This is a genomic window from Dyadobacter sp. (assembly GCF_039919315.1).
In the GTDB taxonomy this organism is placed as follows: Bacteria; Bacteroidota; Bacteroidia; order Cytophagales; family Spirosomataceae; genus Dyadobacter.
Window position 1 is genome coordinate 23770 of the sequence record NZ_JBDSFX010000020.1, and the last position, 14392, is coordinate 38161.

The window sequence follows — 14392 nt, forward strand, 5'->3', positions numbered from 1 at the left end:
TTATTAGTATCATTTGTTTTAGTTAGCACATGAACCTGCAAGATTTCGAACAAAATATACCTTCTGCTATCCGGCAGAAGGGAAAGCAAATTTACAAAAATGGCGCAGTTCTGCATGTTGAAGAGAATAACCCGGGACTGTGGACCGCCGAAGTTGAGGGGACTGAGGTTTATACAGTTGAGGTGGCGATCGAAGAGGACGGAGAAATAGAAACCCTGTTTTGCGATTGTCCATTTAATGGGGAGGCTTGCAAGCATGTCGTTGCAGTCTTGTTCACGTTGAAGAAACAAAAGAAGTCAGCCAGGATCAAACCGGGAAAGCAAGCCAAAAAGCTATCATTTACTGAGCTGGCCGGAAAAGTGACGCGGTCGGAATTACAGGCTTTCGTAGAAGCTTATGCGGGCAGCGATAAAAAGTTCAAGAGGCAATTTGAATTGTATTTTGCACATAAGGACGAGCGGATTGACCTTGAACAAAAATATACAGACCTGGTTAAAATGACAATCCGCGCTTTCTCTGGCCGTGGTTTTGTTGATTATCATTCCACCAATGCGTTGTCCCGCGAGATGGATTCAATGATTTCCAAAGCGGCAGAATGTGTCCATTCCGATAATTTCAAAGACGGCTTGACCATTGGAAAAGTGGTTTTGAAGCATTTGGTGAAAGAAGTTGTTCCTTCCTGCGATGACTCCAGCGGAAAACTAGGAGATACAATCGCAGAAGCAATAGGATTGCTACGCGCCGTGGAAGAGTCTCCACTTTGTTCGAGGGAGTTGAAAGAAAATTTGTTCACTTTCCTGGATAAGGAACTTACCGATCGTGTTTATTTTGATTACGGCGATTATGGTTACGAACTCTTCGAAGTTTACCGTGGTCTGGCTGTTTTTCTGGGAAAGGGGCAGGACTTTATGCGCTTTGCCGACTCCCGAATTTGGGAGGAACAGAAAAAGTCGTCCGACTCCTATCAGCAGGAGTTTTTCGTCAGGCAAAAAATACAATTTTTTCAGGAGACCGGCGATCGGCAGCGTGCGAATGAACTCGCTCTTCAAAACATAAGTATTGCCCGGATTAGACAAATTGTTGTAGATGAAGCGATTCTGAACCGCGACTTTGCGTTAGCTAAAAAGTTGGTCAATGAGGGAATGCTAATTGTGGAGAAGAATGGTCACCGCGGAACAGTATCCCAATGGAAACAGGTACTTCTAAAAATCGCCGAACTGGAAGGAGATCTGGACACGGTTAGATTGTATACGTTGTATTTTGCTTTTGATGGTGGCTTCAACCCAGACTATTACCGGAGGTGGAAAACAACATTCAATGCTCGGGAATGGGGGGATGAATATGCACAATTAATTGCACGAATAACTGATGGTATAAACAAAGATGCGAAGAAACATCAGGGTCAAAACTGGTGGTCGAAAGAGTACACTTTGTTGCTTATCCTTGGCCCGATTTACCAGGAAGAAAAACAATGGGATCTACTATTTGGTGTAGTGAAAGCTTATCCAGCGATGCCTTCGCTTTTACATTATATGCAGTATTTGGCACCCGATTTTGGCACAGAAATGACTAATTTGCTCGTTCCCGCCTTGATAAAATCGGGGGAGAAGGCAAGCGCTAGGTCGCACTACGCGCAGCTCGTTTCAGAAATGAAAAAAGTATTGAAGGCAATTCCGGAAAGTCGGAGCAAAATTTTGGAAGCAGCGGAGTTGCTCAAATTAAAATATCCCCGCAGGCCGGCTATGATCGACGAATTCAAAAAATTGACATGAACTTTCCGGCTTACAGGTAAAACTTCTTGATCTTGATTAGCTGCTCCACCGGCTCGGGAACCATATACCGGATGGATTTGCCATTTTTAATGCAAGCCCTCAGAAAGGTAGCAGAAATGTCAAGCAAAGGAGCTTCTACAAACTTCACAGCGGGATGGTTTCCAAATGAATGCGCTTTGGAATTGGGGCGCGGGTAAACGTATAGCCCAGTATATTTTAGTATTTTTTCGTGGTTTTTCCAATTAGGGAATTGAGCCAGATTATCTTCACCCATAATGAGTTTGAACTCGTGCTGGGGAAATTTTTCCTGCATCCTGATCAGCGTATCAATGGTGTAGCTCGGCTTGGGCATGTGAAACTCAATGTCCGTTACTTTCAGAAGCGTATTATCCGAAATGGCCCGCTGAACGAGATCATAGCGGTCAAATTCGTGCAGGAGACTATTATTTTTCTTAAATGGATTTTGCGGACTTACTACAAACCAAACCTGTTCAAGATCAGTAGTAGTGGCCATGGTGTTGGCTATAATTAAATGGCCGACATGTATGGGATTGAAGGATCCGAAAAAGAGGCCGATTTTCATTTGATCAGGAAGCGATGAATTCCATCACGATCTCTTCCGCCTTGCGAAGTGTTTCGTCAAGATCGTCGTTGACCAGGGTGATGTCAAATTTATCCTCAAAGCTAAGCTCGTAATGTACTTTTCCCAATCGGGTTTCGAGCGATTTCTGCGTTTCGGTCCCTCTTTCGCCCAGTCTGCGGATGATTTCGGCCTCGGAAGAAACTTTCACGAAAATAGCGAGCGCACTCTCCCGGTAGATTTCTTTTAATTTCAAACCGCCTTTGACATCCACGTCAAAAAGAACATGCTTTCCTGCCAGCCAGAGGCGTTCGATCTCTGTTTTAAAAGTGCCGTAATAATTTCCAGCATACACCTCTTCCCATTCGGCGAACTCATTATTGGCAATGCGCTCACGAAAATCCTTTTTTTGCAAAAAGTAATAATCTTTCCCATCGATCTCATGATCGCGCCGTTCCCGTGTCGATGCCGAGACTGAGAAAGCCAAAAGACCCGGAAATTTTTTCAATAAATGTCTTACAATGGTAGTCTTTCCAGAACCGGAAGGAGCAGAAAATATGATAAGCTTACCGTTCACTAACAGATTAACTGTTTATTTTTGAAATGATTGTATCCAAAATGCTTTGGGGGCAGGGCTTTTTCGCAATTTTAGAATTGAGAGAATCCTTGATGCATTTTTCCAAACGATACGATTCGATACAAGGGATGCATTTATCCATGTTTTCGCGGAAATGATCTTTTTCAGCTTCCGTGGCTCCGTCATCCAGTATGGCCTGAATGATCTTCATGCACTCAACATGGTGCTCGCAGGTATGCTTCATGGTTGGTTTTTGCGCTTCTTCTGTTACAGAAGGCGTCGAAAGAGATGCATTCATTATGAACAATGAAAATAAGAATAATGGAATATGTACAGTTGTACCCTATAACCGTATAGATTGTAAAAAAAGTTTCACAACCTACGAATCATATCCCATTGAACTAGCATAACTCTTCAATTTTTCTTTCAATAAGTTACGCGCACGGTGTAATCTGGACCTTACTGTACCGATCGGAATGTCAAGGATCTTGGCCATTTCTTCGTAAGTAAATCCTTCAATATCACACAAAATAATTACGGTACGGAAGTCCACTGGCAATGCATTCAATGCATTGGCTACCTCGTCGCCGATCAGTTCCTGTACCGCGTCGGCACGAAGATCAACAGTGTAAGTAGTGTCAGAAGCCTCTTCGGAATTATAGGTCGTTTCCACTTCCTGATAATCGACCTTGGATGGTTCTTTGCTTTTCTTACGGTAATCGTTGATAAAACTGTTCTTAAGAATCCGGAAAAGCCATGCTTTCGCATTGGTACCCTGTTCAAAAGAAGAAATAAAACGGAAAGCTTTTAAATATGTGTCTTGTACCAGGTCATTTGCATCGTCTTCATCCATGGTAAGGCGGAAAGCGAAGTTGTACATGGAGTCAATGTGAGGCATGAACTCACGGTTAAAAACTTCATAACGAAGGTCATCCGTGTATTCATTAGTAGTGAGCGTTTCTGACATGGCAACTAACATAGGAATGCTGAATTTACAAAGATTAACAACAGCTCCAAATGGTACAAATTAAAATTTGATGAATGGCTTATTGAAGCACTTTAACCGCCATTATTTCAAGATAAAATCAAATGTTGATGTTATTACATGTAACAACATCAAATTTCGAGCCAAAAAATAATTTGCGTCAAAATGTCATGTTAACGCTTGGAAAAAAGTTCCAATAGTATAATTAAGAGGGTAGTGAAGAGCGTGCTCGCGCCTATTCGGATCAATGTGTAAAGGATCATTCCAAAATGATTCATCTCCATGAAAAAAAGCATCGCATGATGCAGCAGGATAAGCGGCAGAATGTAAGCCAAAAATGCACCGAAACCCTGCGCACGAAGCCCTACCTCCGCCCGCTCCGCACCTCTCGATTTCATTTGATAATGGATCAGGAAAGGACGGATGTACGCGATCATGACAGTAGCCGAGGCATGCATACCAAAGGTATTGGAGAAAACGTCCACCGTAAAACCTATTCCGAAGGCGATCAGCAAGAGATACATCCTGTCAACGTCGGCGGGAAGCAGCAGTACCCCTGCTATGTATATGAAGCAGAAAGCGTAGTTGAACATGACGATATTCCGCATGAAGAAGATCTGCAAAAACAGGTAGAGCAGGATCATCAGGGAATATTGTATTGCTTCTCGTAAGCTCATCGGGTTTCTACTGTACGTAATTTAAGACTATCCTGCTCCCCAAGTTGTTGATTTTGCACCACATAGACATAAGAGAGGTTTCTAAAATCGGTAGCCAGGCGTAAAACGATATTGTAAAAGGTCTGATTTGGGTTGACAGTGACTGTTTCTACCTTTCCAACCATGATACCCGGCGGAAAAACAGAATTCTGATCAGAAGTAACAGCGGAGTCTCCTTTGAAAATTTTGGTATACTTCGAAACATCGATCATATCCACAAGATTGGGATCCTTGCCCTGCCATTTAGCATAACCGATCTCCTTGCTCCGTACGAGTTTCGAAGACACCATAAACTGCGAATGCAGAATGGAGGTAATTACCGAATAATTTTCCGAGCAGAACCGGACCTTGCCTACTACGCCGGTAGCGGATATTACACCCATACCCGGCTTTATACCGTGTGCCGTACCCTTGTCTATCGTCAGGACATTGTTCGTTTTATTGGTTTCATTATCAACTACTTTCGCAACGGTGTAAGTGAATCTTGACGCGAAAACGGAGTCGGGAATGTAGCCGGTAGGGGAATCAACAGGTTTTTTCTGATTCAATGCAGTCACCATTGCGTGCAGGCGTGCATTTTCATTCGCCAGGTCCGCATTGATTTCGTCCAGCTTGGTAAACTCTCGCGCAGAATTGGAAAAGGCCAGTGTTTTGGCGACGTAATAATTGGAAGTATTGAAATAGGTTGCGCCCCAGTATGTGTTGCTGCGCACGATCAGCCATACACTGAGTACTTCCAGCAAAACAAATACCAAAAAGAAACGATTCCGGACAGCGAAATCAACGAGTTGGAGCATGGGCTAAAATGTTCATGCGCAGTTCATCAATCAAAAATCTTTTCTACGTACCGTGCGCCGATTGATGAACTGTGAACGATCCAATACTACGATATCAGTACCGGCTTATATAATTCAAGATTTTTAAGGACTTCACCTGTGCCTTTCACCACCGCTTTTAATGGATCATCGGCAATGTGAACAGGCAATTTGGTTTTTTGGGCAATACGCCTGTCCAATCCGTGAATCAGTGCACCGCCGCCGGTAAGGTAAATTCCGTTTTTGAAAATATCAGCAGAAAGCTCAGGAGGTGAGATTTCAAGTGCCTTCATGACACCCTCTTCAATTTTCGAAATGGATTTATCGAGAGAGTAGGCTATTTCACTGTATGTGACCCGAATCTCTTTTGGAATACCTGTCATCAGGTCACGACCGCGTATCTGGTAGTCGTCCAAAGGAACTTCCAGTTCAGGAGAAGCAGAACCAATGGCCATTTTGATCAGCTCAGCAGAACGTTCCCCGATCAGCAGGTTGTGCTCGCGACGCATATAGTCTACGATATCCCTGGTGAAAACATCACCAGCAATACGTACCGACTGCTCGCATACAATGCCTGACAATGCAATTACCGCGATCTCAGTAGTCCCACCGCCAATGTCGACGATCATGACACCATTAGGCTGGGTAATGTCAATACCAATACCAATAGCAGCCGCGATGGGCTCGTGCACCATGTAAACTTCTTTCGCACCTGCATGCTCGCAAGAATCCTTAACAGCGCGTTTCTCTACCTCGGTAATTCCGGAAGGGATACATACTACCATACGATGGGAAGGAGTGAAAAACCGGCTTCCTGTATCGATCATTTTGATCATCCCCCGGATCATCATTTCCGCAGCGGTAAAGTCTGCGATCACACCGTCTTTGAGCGGACGGATTGTCTTGATATTCTCATTCGTCTTCTCGTGCATTTGCATAGCTGTGTGTCCGATTGCTAAAACTTTACCGGTGGTTTTATCCATGGCAATGATCGAAGGCTCATCAACAACTACTGTATCTTTATGGATGATCAGGGTATTTGCAGTACCTAAATCTATCGCTATATCGCTCGTCAAAAAATCAAACAATCCCATATAATTTATTAAAATTTTCGCTCACTTTGATTTCAGGATGGCAAAATTACAGATAAATAACCACAAACAAAGGCATTTAAAAAAATTCGGCATATAGCGTTTTCAGACCCAAAACGGGCAGTTCGACAACGGTGTAGAATGGAATTTACAAAACCTGTGTACCTTTGTTTTACTATGGGAATCAGAGCAATTTTGAGTGAGCCGCTGGCTCGGTACATTGTAAAACAACAGCAGGATTGGATCAGCCGAAGTACAGAAGTCCAGGAGAAATGGCGAAAAGAGCTGGTTGAAAAGGCCGCTAACACGCAGTTTGGTAAGGACCACTTTTTCAAGGACATTCATTCTTATTCAGATTTTAAGGAAGCCATTCCGGTTCATGATTATGAGGATCTGAAAGACTACATTGCAAAGCTCAAAACGGGCGAAAGTGATGTGCTTTGGCCAGGTAAGCCACTCTATTTTGCCAAAACATCAGGTACTACCTCTGGTACGAAGTACATTCCCATTTCCAAAGATTCTATTTCCAACCACATCAATTCGGCCCGCAATGCCATTTTGACGTATATAGCGGAGACTAAAAAAGCGGCTTTCCTGGATAACAAGCTCATTTTCTTATCTGGAAGCCCGATACTGACGGAAACCGGCGGGGTACTGACAGGTCGCTTGTCAGGTATTTCCAATCACCACGTACCCGCCTATCTGCGGGCCAACCAGATGCCCAGCTATGAAACTAACTGTATAGAAGATTGGGAAACCAAGCTGGACAAGATCATTGACGAAACGATAGATCAGCCAATGTCGCTCATATCCGGTATTCCACCGTGGGTTCAAATGTATTTTGACAGGATCACTGAACGTACTGGTAAAAAAATCAAAGACGTATTCCCGGACTTTTCTCTCTTTATTTATGGAGGGGTGAATTTTGAACCATATCGTGCCAAGTTATTTGAATCAATAGGGAAAAAGATTGACTCTATTGAATTGTATCCCGCTTCGGAAGGCTTTTTCGCCTATCAGGATTCCCAGGCTGATGAAGGGTTGCTGCTGCTGCTCGATACGGGTATTTTTTATGAATTTATTCCAGTCGAGCATTTCTTTGATGAAAACCCGAAACGGTTGTCCATCAGTGAAGTAGAAACAGGTCGTAATTACGCCGTCATCGTCAATAACAATGCTGGCCTGTGGGGTTATTCGCTAGGTGATACCATTCGGTTCGTTTCCACGCAGCCCTACAAAATACTGGTTACCGGCCGGATCAAGCATTTTATTTCTGCATTTGGAGAACATGTCATTGGCGAGGAAATTGAAAAAGCATTGCGTTATGCGATGGAGCGGCATCCCGAAGTAGAGGTAATAGAATTCACGGTGGCCCCGATGGTAAATTCGGAGCACGGCGGACTTCCTTATCATGAATGGTTAGTAGAGTTTGCGACATTGCCCTATGACCAGGAAAAATTTGTGGAGGACATCGACAGACGTCTCACGGAACTGAACATTTATTACCTGGATCTGATCAAAGGCAATATTTTACGTCGCCTCGAACTGGTACCGCTACGTAAAAATACCTTTATCGATTTCATGCGGGCGAATGGGAAACTGGGCGGACAAAACAAGGTTCCAAGGTTATCCAATGACCGAAAAATTGCCGATGAGCTTGTCAGAATTAACCGGTCATAATGCCGGGACTTTTAATGCGATTGTAAAATGAAAAAAAGAATAGCCATTTTGGGTTCCACCGGTTCTATTGGTACCCAGGCATTGGAAGTCATAGAAGCGAATCCAGAGATTTTTTCGGTAGAGGTACTCACAGCGCAGGACAATGCCGATTTGCTCATCGAGCAGGCTGCCAAATTCCTTCCGAAAGAGGTGGTTATCGGAAACGAAAAGCATTTTGAAAAAGTAAAATCGACGCTTTCTTCTTTTCAGATCAAAGTCTATCAAGGAGCTGAGGCGCTGGTTTCGGTTGTAGAATCGGAATCCATTGACATTGTACTGACGGCTATGGTCGGTTATGCCGGGCTGTTGCCTACTATCCACGCCATCAGGGCGGGAAAAACCATCGCTCTTGCCAATAAGGAAACACTGGTAGTGGCCGGCGAGCTGATCACCGGACTTGCCAAGCAGCACAATGTCAGTATTTATCCGGTCGATTCGGAGCATTCAGCTATATTTCAATGTTTGGTAGGGGAGGAAAATAACCCGGTGGAAAAAATTATTCTGACGGCATCGGGCGGGCCATTCAGAGGAAAAGACCGTGCTTTTCTGGCCAATGTCACCAAGGCGCAGGCTTTGAAACATCCTAACTGGACTATGGGGGCGAAGATAACGATCGACTCCGCAACGCTGATGAACAAAGGCCTGGAAGTGATAGAAGCCAAGTGGCTCTTCGACCTGGAAGCTTCTCAAATAGACGTCATCGTGCATCCGCAGAGCATTATCCACTCACTGGTACAGTTTGAAGATGGGAGTATGAAGGCGCAAATGGGGCTGCCGGATATGAAGCTGCCGATCCAATATGCATTGCATTATCCTTCCCGGCTAAAATCAGCTTTCCCCCGTTTTAATTTTATCGATTACCCCAGCCTCACTTTTGAAAAGCCCGACCTGGATACTTTCAGGAATCTTGCCATCGCATACGAAGTGCTGGAAAAAGGAGGAAATGCCGCTTGTATTGTCAATGCTGCCAACGAAATTGCCGTTGATGCATTCCTTCATGATAAGATAGGATTTTTGGATATTTCGGACGTAATTGTTGAGACCCTTGCTAAAATAGAATATGTGGGGAATCCTTCATATTCCGATTACGTTCACACCAATGAGGCAGCCAGAAGATTTGCCTCTGAAATGATCCAGGTAAAAGCATAAATGAAAACCACCTTGTTGAAGTACTTATCTGTTGCTCTTGCTAGTACACTTAAATTTTTTGGAGGGCCCATTGCCGGCGTTATCCTTAAATTGACCTGGATAGAAACCGCTATATGTTCAGCGGTCGGCATGATGTTCACCGTTCTCCTTTTGACGTATGTAGGCGGCGGAATTCAGGCATTACTTAAAAAGCACCGGAAGTCTCCACCTAAAAAATTTACGAGAACAACGCGTATTGCGGTCAATATCTGGAAACGTTTCGGGATTATCGGCATCGCATTTCTTACGCCGCCGCTGTTTACTCCAATATTCGGTCCCATTCTGGCGGTAGCTTTTAAAGTACCGCGCGCTTCAATTTTCCTTTGGATGTCAATTAGTGCGATTTTGTGGGGGTTGGGTATTTCTTACATTGCCCACAAAGTACATTTTATCCAGGACTGGATCAAATAGCCTGCAATTACCTGCTGACTTCTTTCTTTGGAGCAACTGATTTCTTCATAAAGTCGCCTTGCGAGAAGTATTTTTCAATGAGGCAATACATTAAAATGAAGAAATACCGGCTGCCCATTTCCTTGATTTTGAGCTTCGATTCGCCATATTTCCGGTTTGTCCAACTATTCGGAACTACCGCATAATTGTAGCCTCTTACCATTGCTTTGAGCGGAAGTTCAATGGTAAGGTTAAAGTGAGGTGCCAAAAAAGGTTTGATACCTTCAATCGTTTCGCGCTTGTAAAGTTTGAATGCATTGGTAGTATCATTGTATTTGATTCCCATCAAAATGCGCACGATGAAATTCGCGACACGGTTGATCAGCTTTTTCACCGCAGGATAGTCAATCACTTTTCCTCCTTTTTCCCAACGAGAGCCAAACACGCAGTCATAATCGCCTTCCAGCATCTTGAAATAATATTTCGCAAGATCCTCAGGATCGTCAGACATATCAGCCATAAACACAGCCACACAATCACCTTTGAAACGTTCAAGACCATACCTTACCGCGTAGCCAAAGCCATTGGGACCCGGGTTTGTGTAATAAACCAATGTTGGAATTTCGAGAGAAAGCTCGTCCAAAACCCGGAGCGTACCGTCTTTCGAATTGTCGTTTGTTACGCAGATCTCGTGAGGAATATTGTACTTATTTAATGTGCTGTGCAGCGATGTTAGTGTGTGAGTAATAGATTCCTCCTCGTTATAGGCGGGTATTACGACGCTTAGCTTCATAGATGTGAGTTGTTGAAAACAGTACAAATTAAAGATTATTAATTCGAACTGCCAATTTTTTCCAAGTCCGAAAGTTGCCTCTCGTATTTAATCAGTGTCTTTTCGATTGTTTCGTGATAACGATAATTCAACCATTGATCTACATTTTCAAACATTTGTTTCCGGTTCAATAAGAAATTCCGGTTGGTTTGAGAATGAACATTGCTGAGTCCCGCGCTGTGTTTTCTGTACACGCCCATTGTTTCTGGAATGTAGCCGATATTGCCCTGAGCAGCGAGCTGTATCATTACTGCCCAGTCTCCCGCTGCCGCTTTCGCATGCCATTCGGCAAAGTCGTTGTTTAAAAAGTGGTTGCGGTAAACCCAGCTGGCAGTAGCCATAAACCACTTATCTTCCAGAATGTCCTCAATGGTGGACACCTGTTTTTGATCGGGAGCATTGAATGAATGCGAATCAGAGCCGTCTTCATAGGTAACCAGCATATTATGATGGCAAATAGCGAAATCAGGATTTTTGTCCAAAAAGTCAACCTGCTTTTGAAGCTTCAAAGGATCGGTCCAATAGTCGTCACCTTCACACATCGCGACGTACTCACCTTGGCAGGCTTTCAGTAGTTGGAGTACATTATTTCGTCCAGCAAATTCTCTGGGCTCCTTAGGGCCCTGATTTTCAGTATGCAAAAATGCCCGGATCCTTCCTGGATTCCGGGCAATATATTGTCGAATGATATCGGGAGTACGGTCAGTTGAAGCATCATCGCCAATCACGATTTCGAAAGGAAAATCAGTTTGCTGCATCAATGCGCCATCCAACATTTGTGCAATGTACTTCTCGTGATTATAGGCAGGCACGCAAACGGAAAGTTTCATATTCTTAACTGAAAACCTCCTTCAACTGCTCGACTGTGGGGAAGTCAGGCGTTACCAGCTCAGTTTCCGGTTTGTAAATGTAAGCCATCGGGTAGCCGCGATCGACGAATGTAGGTTCGTCGAGGTTGTTATACCGAAGCTGTACCGACCACCGAATGTTACGGGTAATGTTGTTGCCGGACTGGTGGATCAGGAATGCTGAGAACACCAGAATGTCTCCTACCTGGAACTCAGTTTGAACAAAATCCTCTTCTTTCAAACTAGAAGTGATACCGCCCTGGTAGCCCGACGTTGTCGATTCCTGCAAACCGATCTTATGGCTGCCTGGAATAACCTGCAAAGCACCAATGTCCGCACCGGCGTCCACCATTGGAAACCATATCACGGTACTATCCAACGAACCCTGGCCAGTGCGCCAATCCTGATGCGCGTCCAGTTTCCAATGCTTGCTGCCGTCTTTGGACAAAAACCGGCTATTGAACTGCATTGCTGCACGTGCGCCGATGATAGGATTGGCAAGACCAACCTCTTTCAACAGGTTTTCGATCACAGGATCAACTCCCAGCCTGTGCAGCGAGAATGTATGCTGAACGGTTTTACCGGTATTGACAAATGCATTAAAATCTTTCTCGAAAAATTCGAACATCGCATTTTCAAATGCATCACGATCATCAATGTCAACCGATTTGCCGGTAACACGTTTGATCTGAGCCGCGAAAATTTTGCGGGCGTCCTGATATATGTTGCTGATCACATCCTTATCGAGGCGATTTCTCAAAAGGACATATCCATCTCTGTTAAATTGTTCCTGAAGTGTACTCATTGTTGGATCACTTTTGTGATGTTTATTTTTTCAAATTTATCACTCTTTTAAAATCAACAGAATGATTTAGATCAGACTTTTTCAGGACGTTAATCTTCCCAAACCGCATAAGCGAACCCTGCGGCCCCGAAACCATTTCCGTTGTAAAGCAGATACTTTTTACCATTATGTGTGTAAACATTGGCATAATCGATCATCTGATAATCGAAGTCTTCCGGGTTTTCAGATTTCGCAATTCCTACCAAATGATCCTTACGTTCCCAGGTGGTACCATCCAATGACTCTGCATAACCCAGACGATAGCTTTGGTTACGGTCTGTGCGGTAGTCGCGGGAATGGCGGTAGGAATAGTACATTTTGTAAATGCCATCTTCTTTTAAAACACTTGGACGACCTACTGCATGCAGAAAATCATCAAAATCAAGCGTCGGAATGTCGCTAATCTCCCAGTGAATACCATCTTTGGAAGTGGCTGATTGAGCGCGGTAGTATGGCTCAGGATACCCATGAATATACTCGCATTTGTGCCCCGATATGTACCACATCCGCCAGGTACCGTCGTCTTCAAGCATCACGGAAGGCTGTGCTGCCCACAATGGATTCTGAATGCTTCGGTCCATAATCGGTCCGCGGAACATTTTTTCAAACGTTAATCCGCCGTCGTGGCTCACAGCGAGTCCCATTGAAAGCCTGTACGAATTCCAAGTACGGTTCCAGCCGGTATAATAAAGCCATATATCACCATTGGGACGATCTACAAACCAGGCTGGCATTGCGCCCGTTTCGTCATATTCTCCCGGGCCACCCAGTTCGAGGACGGATTTATCGTGTACGTAAAGGATCTTCTTCGGATCGTCGTAGTCTACATCAATGAAAGTAGGCCGTGACTGGGTATTGGCATCACGCGACGAAAAATAGATACGGAGAAAATCTTTGTGTTTATATGCAAATGGAACCTGTGCGTGGGTCAGGCTGTGGGCCAAACTTCCGTCAGGTTTGTAAATAACTCCTTTTTTAACCCACATGGATTACTGCTTTTTAGTGATTGAACAAAGGCTTAAAACTTAGTCGACAGCTTTTTCGGCCCGGATGCGCCAGTTATCAACGAAATCTTTTCCCGGAATTGGCAGATCAACATCAACCTCCGGTGCTTTGGCAGTAACTCTGTATTCCATTACGTAAAAGGCATTTCCAAATACATAATGCAGTTTGAAATTCTCAATGTTAGCAGGAACATCTTCCAAAGGCACTTCCGCGCGGAAAAGCGGATTTGCTTTTAATAAAGTAGCATAAGTAGGCGTGTTCCGTAGCCACGGCGCAACGCTTTCGTCTCCTACCACCACTTTTCCGCCCGGTTTCACCACGCGGGTCAGTTCGTCAAAGGCTCTTTTGCGTTCTGAAAAGGTATTGATTCCCCCAAAATGGAAAACGGCATCGAATGTATCGTCGGGGAAAGGAAGGTAAGAACCGTTGCCGAGGAAGTAATGCACGTTAATGTCTTCAGTGGAAAGCTTTTCCTGGGCCAGTTTAAGCATATTAGGAGAAAGATCGGAAAGTACCGCAGTTCCGCCTGGTCTTACTTTATCCAGTATCAGCGCTGAATCCTTACCTGTTCCTGCGCCCACTTCGAGCGCTTTCATACCGGGTTTCAGCTCCATCAGATCAATGAAGAATTTTCTTGTGGCTGCTTCATCCGAATGGTTTAGCGTTTCAAAAACCCAGGAAACGCCTTTATCATAGCGAAGGAAAGCCTGATCGTAAAGATATTGTTCACGAGCATCTTCGGGCAGTAATTCTTTGGGATAAAGCATATTGACGATCCCTGTATCACCCACTTCATATATGGTACCGTCTTCACTGGTAAGACTTTTGCCGTCTTCGGCTATTGTTAATGCTGTTCCTGTAAGCGGACAAACCAACGATTCTAAAAACTCCTTTTGATTCATTTGTGCTTTGCTGATTGATTCATACTGGTCAAAATTACTTTTTTTCTTTGGAACAACATTCAATGTTTACCGGCTTCTTAGCAAAAGGATAACGTTATTGTCTTTATGCTTACCTTTGAAAGATTTGT

The 14392-nt window shown here is 44.1% G+C and carries 16 protein-coding genes; 4 read left to right on the forward strand and 12 right to left on the reverse strand.

The window, feature by feature from the left end; genetic code table 11:
• Window positions 1-29: 29 nt before the first annotated feature.
• Complete coding sequence (locus ABIO93_RS05445; protein ID WP_348065244.1) at window positions 30-1772, forward strand: SWIM zinc finger family protein; 1743 nt, start codon at window positions 30-32, stop codon at window positions 1770-1772.
• A gap of 10 nt (window positions 1773-1782) precedes the next feature.
• Here ABIO93_RS05445 and nadD read toward each other — a convergent pair whose 3' ends face one another.
• The 7 genes from nadD to ABIO93_RS05480 form a co-directional block, all read right to left on the reverse strand.
• Window positions 1783-2355, reverse strand: coding sequence for a nicotinate (nicotinamide) nucleotide adenylyltransferase (gene nadD / locus ABIO93_RS05450; protein WP_348065246.1), 573 nt, complete (start codon window positions 2353-2355; stop codon window positions 1783-1785).
• A 4-nt stretch (window positions 2356-2359) separates the two neighbouring features.
• Complete coding sequence (gene gmk, locus ABIO93_RS05455; RefSeq protein ID WP_348065248.1) at window positions 2360-2929, reverse strand: guanylate kinase; 570 nt, start codon at window positions 2927-2929, stop codon at window positions 2360-2362.
• A gap of 7 nt (window positions 2930-2936) precedes the next feature.
• Entirely contained in the window at window positions 2937-3227 is a 291-nt protein-coding gene (locus ABIO93_RS05460) for a phosphohydrolase (protein ID WP_348065250.1), read from the reverse strand.
• Window positions 3228-3308: 81 nt separating this feature from the next.
• Window positions 3309-3908 carry a sigma-70 family RNA polymerase sigma factor gene (locus ABIO93_RS05465; protein ID WP_035360656.1) on the reverse strand — a complete coding sequence of 200 codons (600 nt, stop codon included), beginning with the start codon at window positions 3906-3908 and terminating at the stop codon, window positions 3309-3311.
• 179 nt (window positions 3909-4087) lie between these two features.
• Entirely contained in the window at window positions 4088-4591 is a 504-nt protein-coding gene (locus ABIO93_RS05470) for a hypothetical protein (RefSeq protein ID WP_348065253.1), read from the reverse strand.
• Window positions 4588-5427, reverse strand: coding sequence for a rod shape-determining protein MreC (gene mreC, locus ABIO93_RS05475; RefSeq protein WP_348065255.1), 840 nt, complete (start codon window positions 5425-5427; stop codon window positions 4588-4590). Before mreC ends, ABIO93_RS05470 begins: the two co-directional genes overlap by 4 nt.
• 86 nt (window positions 5428-5513) lie before the next feature.
• Window positions 5514-6539: a rod shape-determining protein gene (locus tag ABIO93_RS05480; RefSeq protein ID WP_015813280.1), complete on the reverse strand. Its 1026-nt coding sequence runs from the start codon at window positions 6537-6539 to the stop codon at window positions 5514-5516.
• Window positions 6540-6713: 174 nt separating this feature from the next.
• On the opposite strand from ABIO93_RS05480, the gene ABIO93_RS05485 reads away from it, so the two are divergent.
• The 3 genes from ABIO93_RS05485 to ABIO93_RS05495 are packed head-to-tail and all read left to right on the forward strand — an operon-like array spanning window position 6714 to window position 9854.
• Complete coding sequence (locus tag ABIO93_RS05485; RefSeq protein ID WP_348065258.1) at window positions 6714-8216, forward strand: GH3 auxin-responsive promoter family protein; 1503 nt, start codon at window positions 6714-6716, stop codon at window positions 8214-8216.
• Between the two features lie 27 nt (window positions 8217-8243).
• Window positions 8244-9404: a 1-deoxy-D-xylulose-5-phosphate reductoisomerase gene (locus ABIO93_RS05490; RefSeq protein ID WP_348065260.1), complete on the forward strand. Its 1161-nt coding sequence runs from the start codon at window positions 8244-8246 to the stop codon at window positions 9402-9404.
• Complete coding sequence (locus tag ABIO93_RS05495) at window positions 9405-9854, forward strand: hypothetical protein (RefSeq protein WP_348065262.1); 450 nt, start codon at window positions 9405-9407, stop codon at window positions 9852-9854.
• Window positions 9855-9861: 7 nt separating this feature from the next.
• Here the strand turns inward: ABIO93_RS05495 and ABIO93_RS05500 are convergent, their stop codons facing one another.
• The 5 genes from ABIO93_RS05500 to ABIO93_RS05520 form a co-directional block, all read right to left on the reverse strand.
• Window positions 9862-10626: a glycosyltransferase family 2 protein gene (locus ABIO93_RS05500; RefSeq protein ID WP_348065264.1), complete on the reverse strand. Its 765-nt coding sequence runs from the start codon at window positions 10624-10626 to the stop codon at window positions 9862-9864.
• 38 nt (window positions 10627-10664) lie between these two features.
• Complete coding sequence (locus tag ABIO93_RS05505; protein ID WP_348065266.1) at window positions 10665-11495, reverse strand: glycosyltransferase; 831 nt, start codon at window positions 11493-11495, stop codon at window positions 10665-10667.
• Window positions 11496-11499: 4 nt separating this feature from the next.
• Window positions 11500-12318, reverse strand: a complete 819-nt coding sequence (locus ABIO93_RS05510; protein WP_348065268.1) for a phytanoyl-CoA dioxygenase family protein — start codon at window positions 12316-12318, stop codon at window positions 11500-11502.
• Window positions 12319-12407: 89 nt separating this feature from the next.
• On the reverse strand, window positions 12408-13343 hold the full coding sequence (locus ABIO93_RS05515; RefSeq protein WP_348065270.1) for a hypothetical protein: 936 nt from the start codon (window positions 13341-13343) through the stop codon (window positions 12408-12410).
• Between the two features lie 39 nt (window positions 13344-13382).
• A complete protein-coding gene (locus tag ABIO93_RS05520; RefSeq protein ID WP_348065272.1) occupies window positions 13383-14264 on the reverse strand; it encodes a class I SAM-dependent methyltransferase in 882 nt (293 codons plus the stop codon).
• Window positions 14265-14392 lie beyond the last annotated feature (128 nt).

Excerpts from the sequence above, each read along its gene's own strand:
- ABIO93_RS05445 (WP_348065244.1), top strand. The coding sequence starts at position 30 with ATGAACCTGCAAGATTTCGAACAAAATATACCTTCTGCTATCCGGCAG.
- nadD (WP_348065246.1), bottom strand. The coding sequence starts at position 2,355 with ATGAAAATCGGCCTCTTTTTCGGATCCTTCAATCCCATACATGTCGGC.
- ABIO93_RS05460 (WP_348065250.1), bottom strand. The coding sequence starts at position 3,227 with ATGAATGCATCTCTTTCGACGCCTTCTGTAACAGAAGAAGCGCAAAAA.
- ABIO93_RS05465 (WP_035360656.1), bottom strand. The coding sequence starts at position 3,908 with ATGTTAGTTGCCATGTCAGAAACGCTCACTACTAATGAATACACGGAT.
- ABIO93_RS05470 (WP_348065253.1), bottom strand. The coding sequence starts at position 4,591 with ATGAGCTTACGAGAAGCAATACAATATTCCCTGATGATCCTGCTCTAC.
- mreC (WP_348065255.1), bottom strand. The coding sequence starts at position 5,427 with ATGCTCCAACTCGTTGATTTCGCTGTCCGGAATCGTTTCTTTTTGGTA.
- ABIO93_RS05480 (WP_015813280.1), bottom strand. The coding sequence starts at position 6,539 with ATGGGATTGTTTGATTTTTTGACGAGCGATATAGCGATAGATTTAGGT.
- ABIO93_RS05485 (WP_348065258.1), top strand. The coding sequence starts at position 6,714 with ATGGGAATCAGAGCAATTTTGAGTGAGCCGCTGGCTCGGTACATTGTA.
- ABIO93_RS05490 (WP_348065260.1), top strand. The coding sequence starts at position 8,244 with ATGAAAAAAAGAATAGCCATTTTGGGTTCCACCGGTTCTATTGGTACC.
- ABIO93_RS05495 (WP_348065262.1), top strand. The coding sequence starts at position 9,405 with ATGAAAACCACCTTGTTGAAGTACTTATCTGTTGCTCTTGCTAGTACA.
- ABIO93_RS05500 (WP_348065264.1), bottom strand. The coding sequence starts at position 10,626 with ATGAAGCTAAGCGTCGTAATACCCGCCTATAACGAGGAGGAATCTATT.
- ABIO93_RS05505 (WP_348065266.1), bottom strand. The coding sequence starts at position 11,495 with ATGAAACTTTCCGTTTGCGTGCCTGCCTATAATCACGAGAAGTACATT.
- ABIO93_RS05510 (WP_348065268.1), bottom strand. The coding sequence starts at position 12,318 with ATGAGTACACTTCAGGAACAATTTAACAGAGATGGATATGTCCTTTTG.
- ABIO93_RS05515 (WP_348065270.1), bottom strand. The coding sequence starts at position 13,343 with ATGTGGGTTAAAAAAGGAGTTATTTACAAACCTGACGGAAGTTTGGCC.
- ABIO93_RS05520 (WP_348065272.1), bottom strand. The coding sequence starts at position 14,264 with ATGAATCAAAAGGAGTTTTTAGAATCGTTGGTTTGTCCGCTTACAGGA.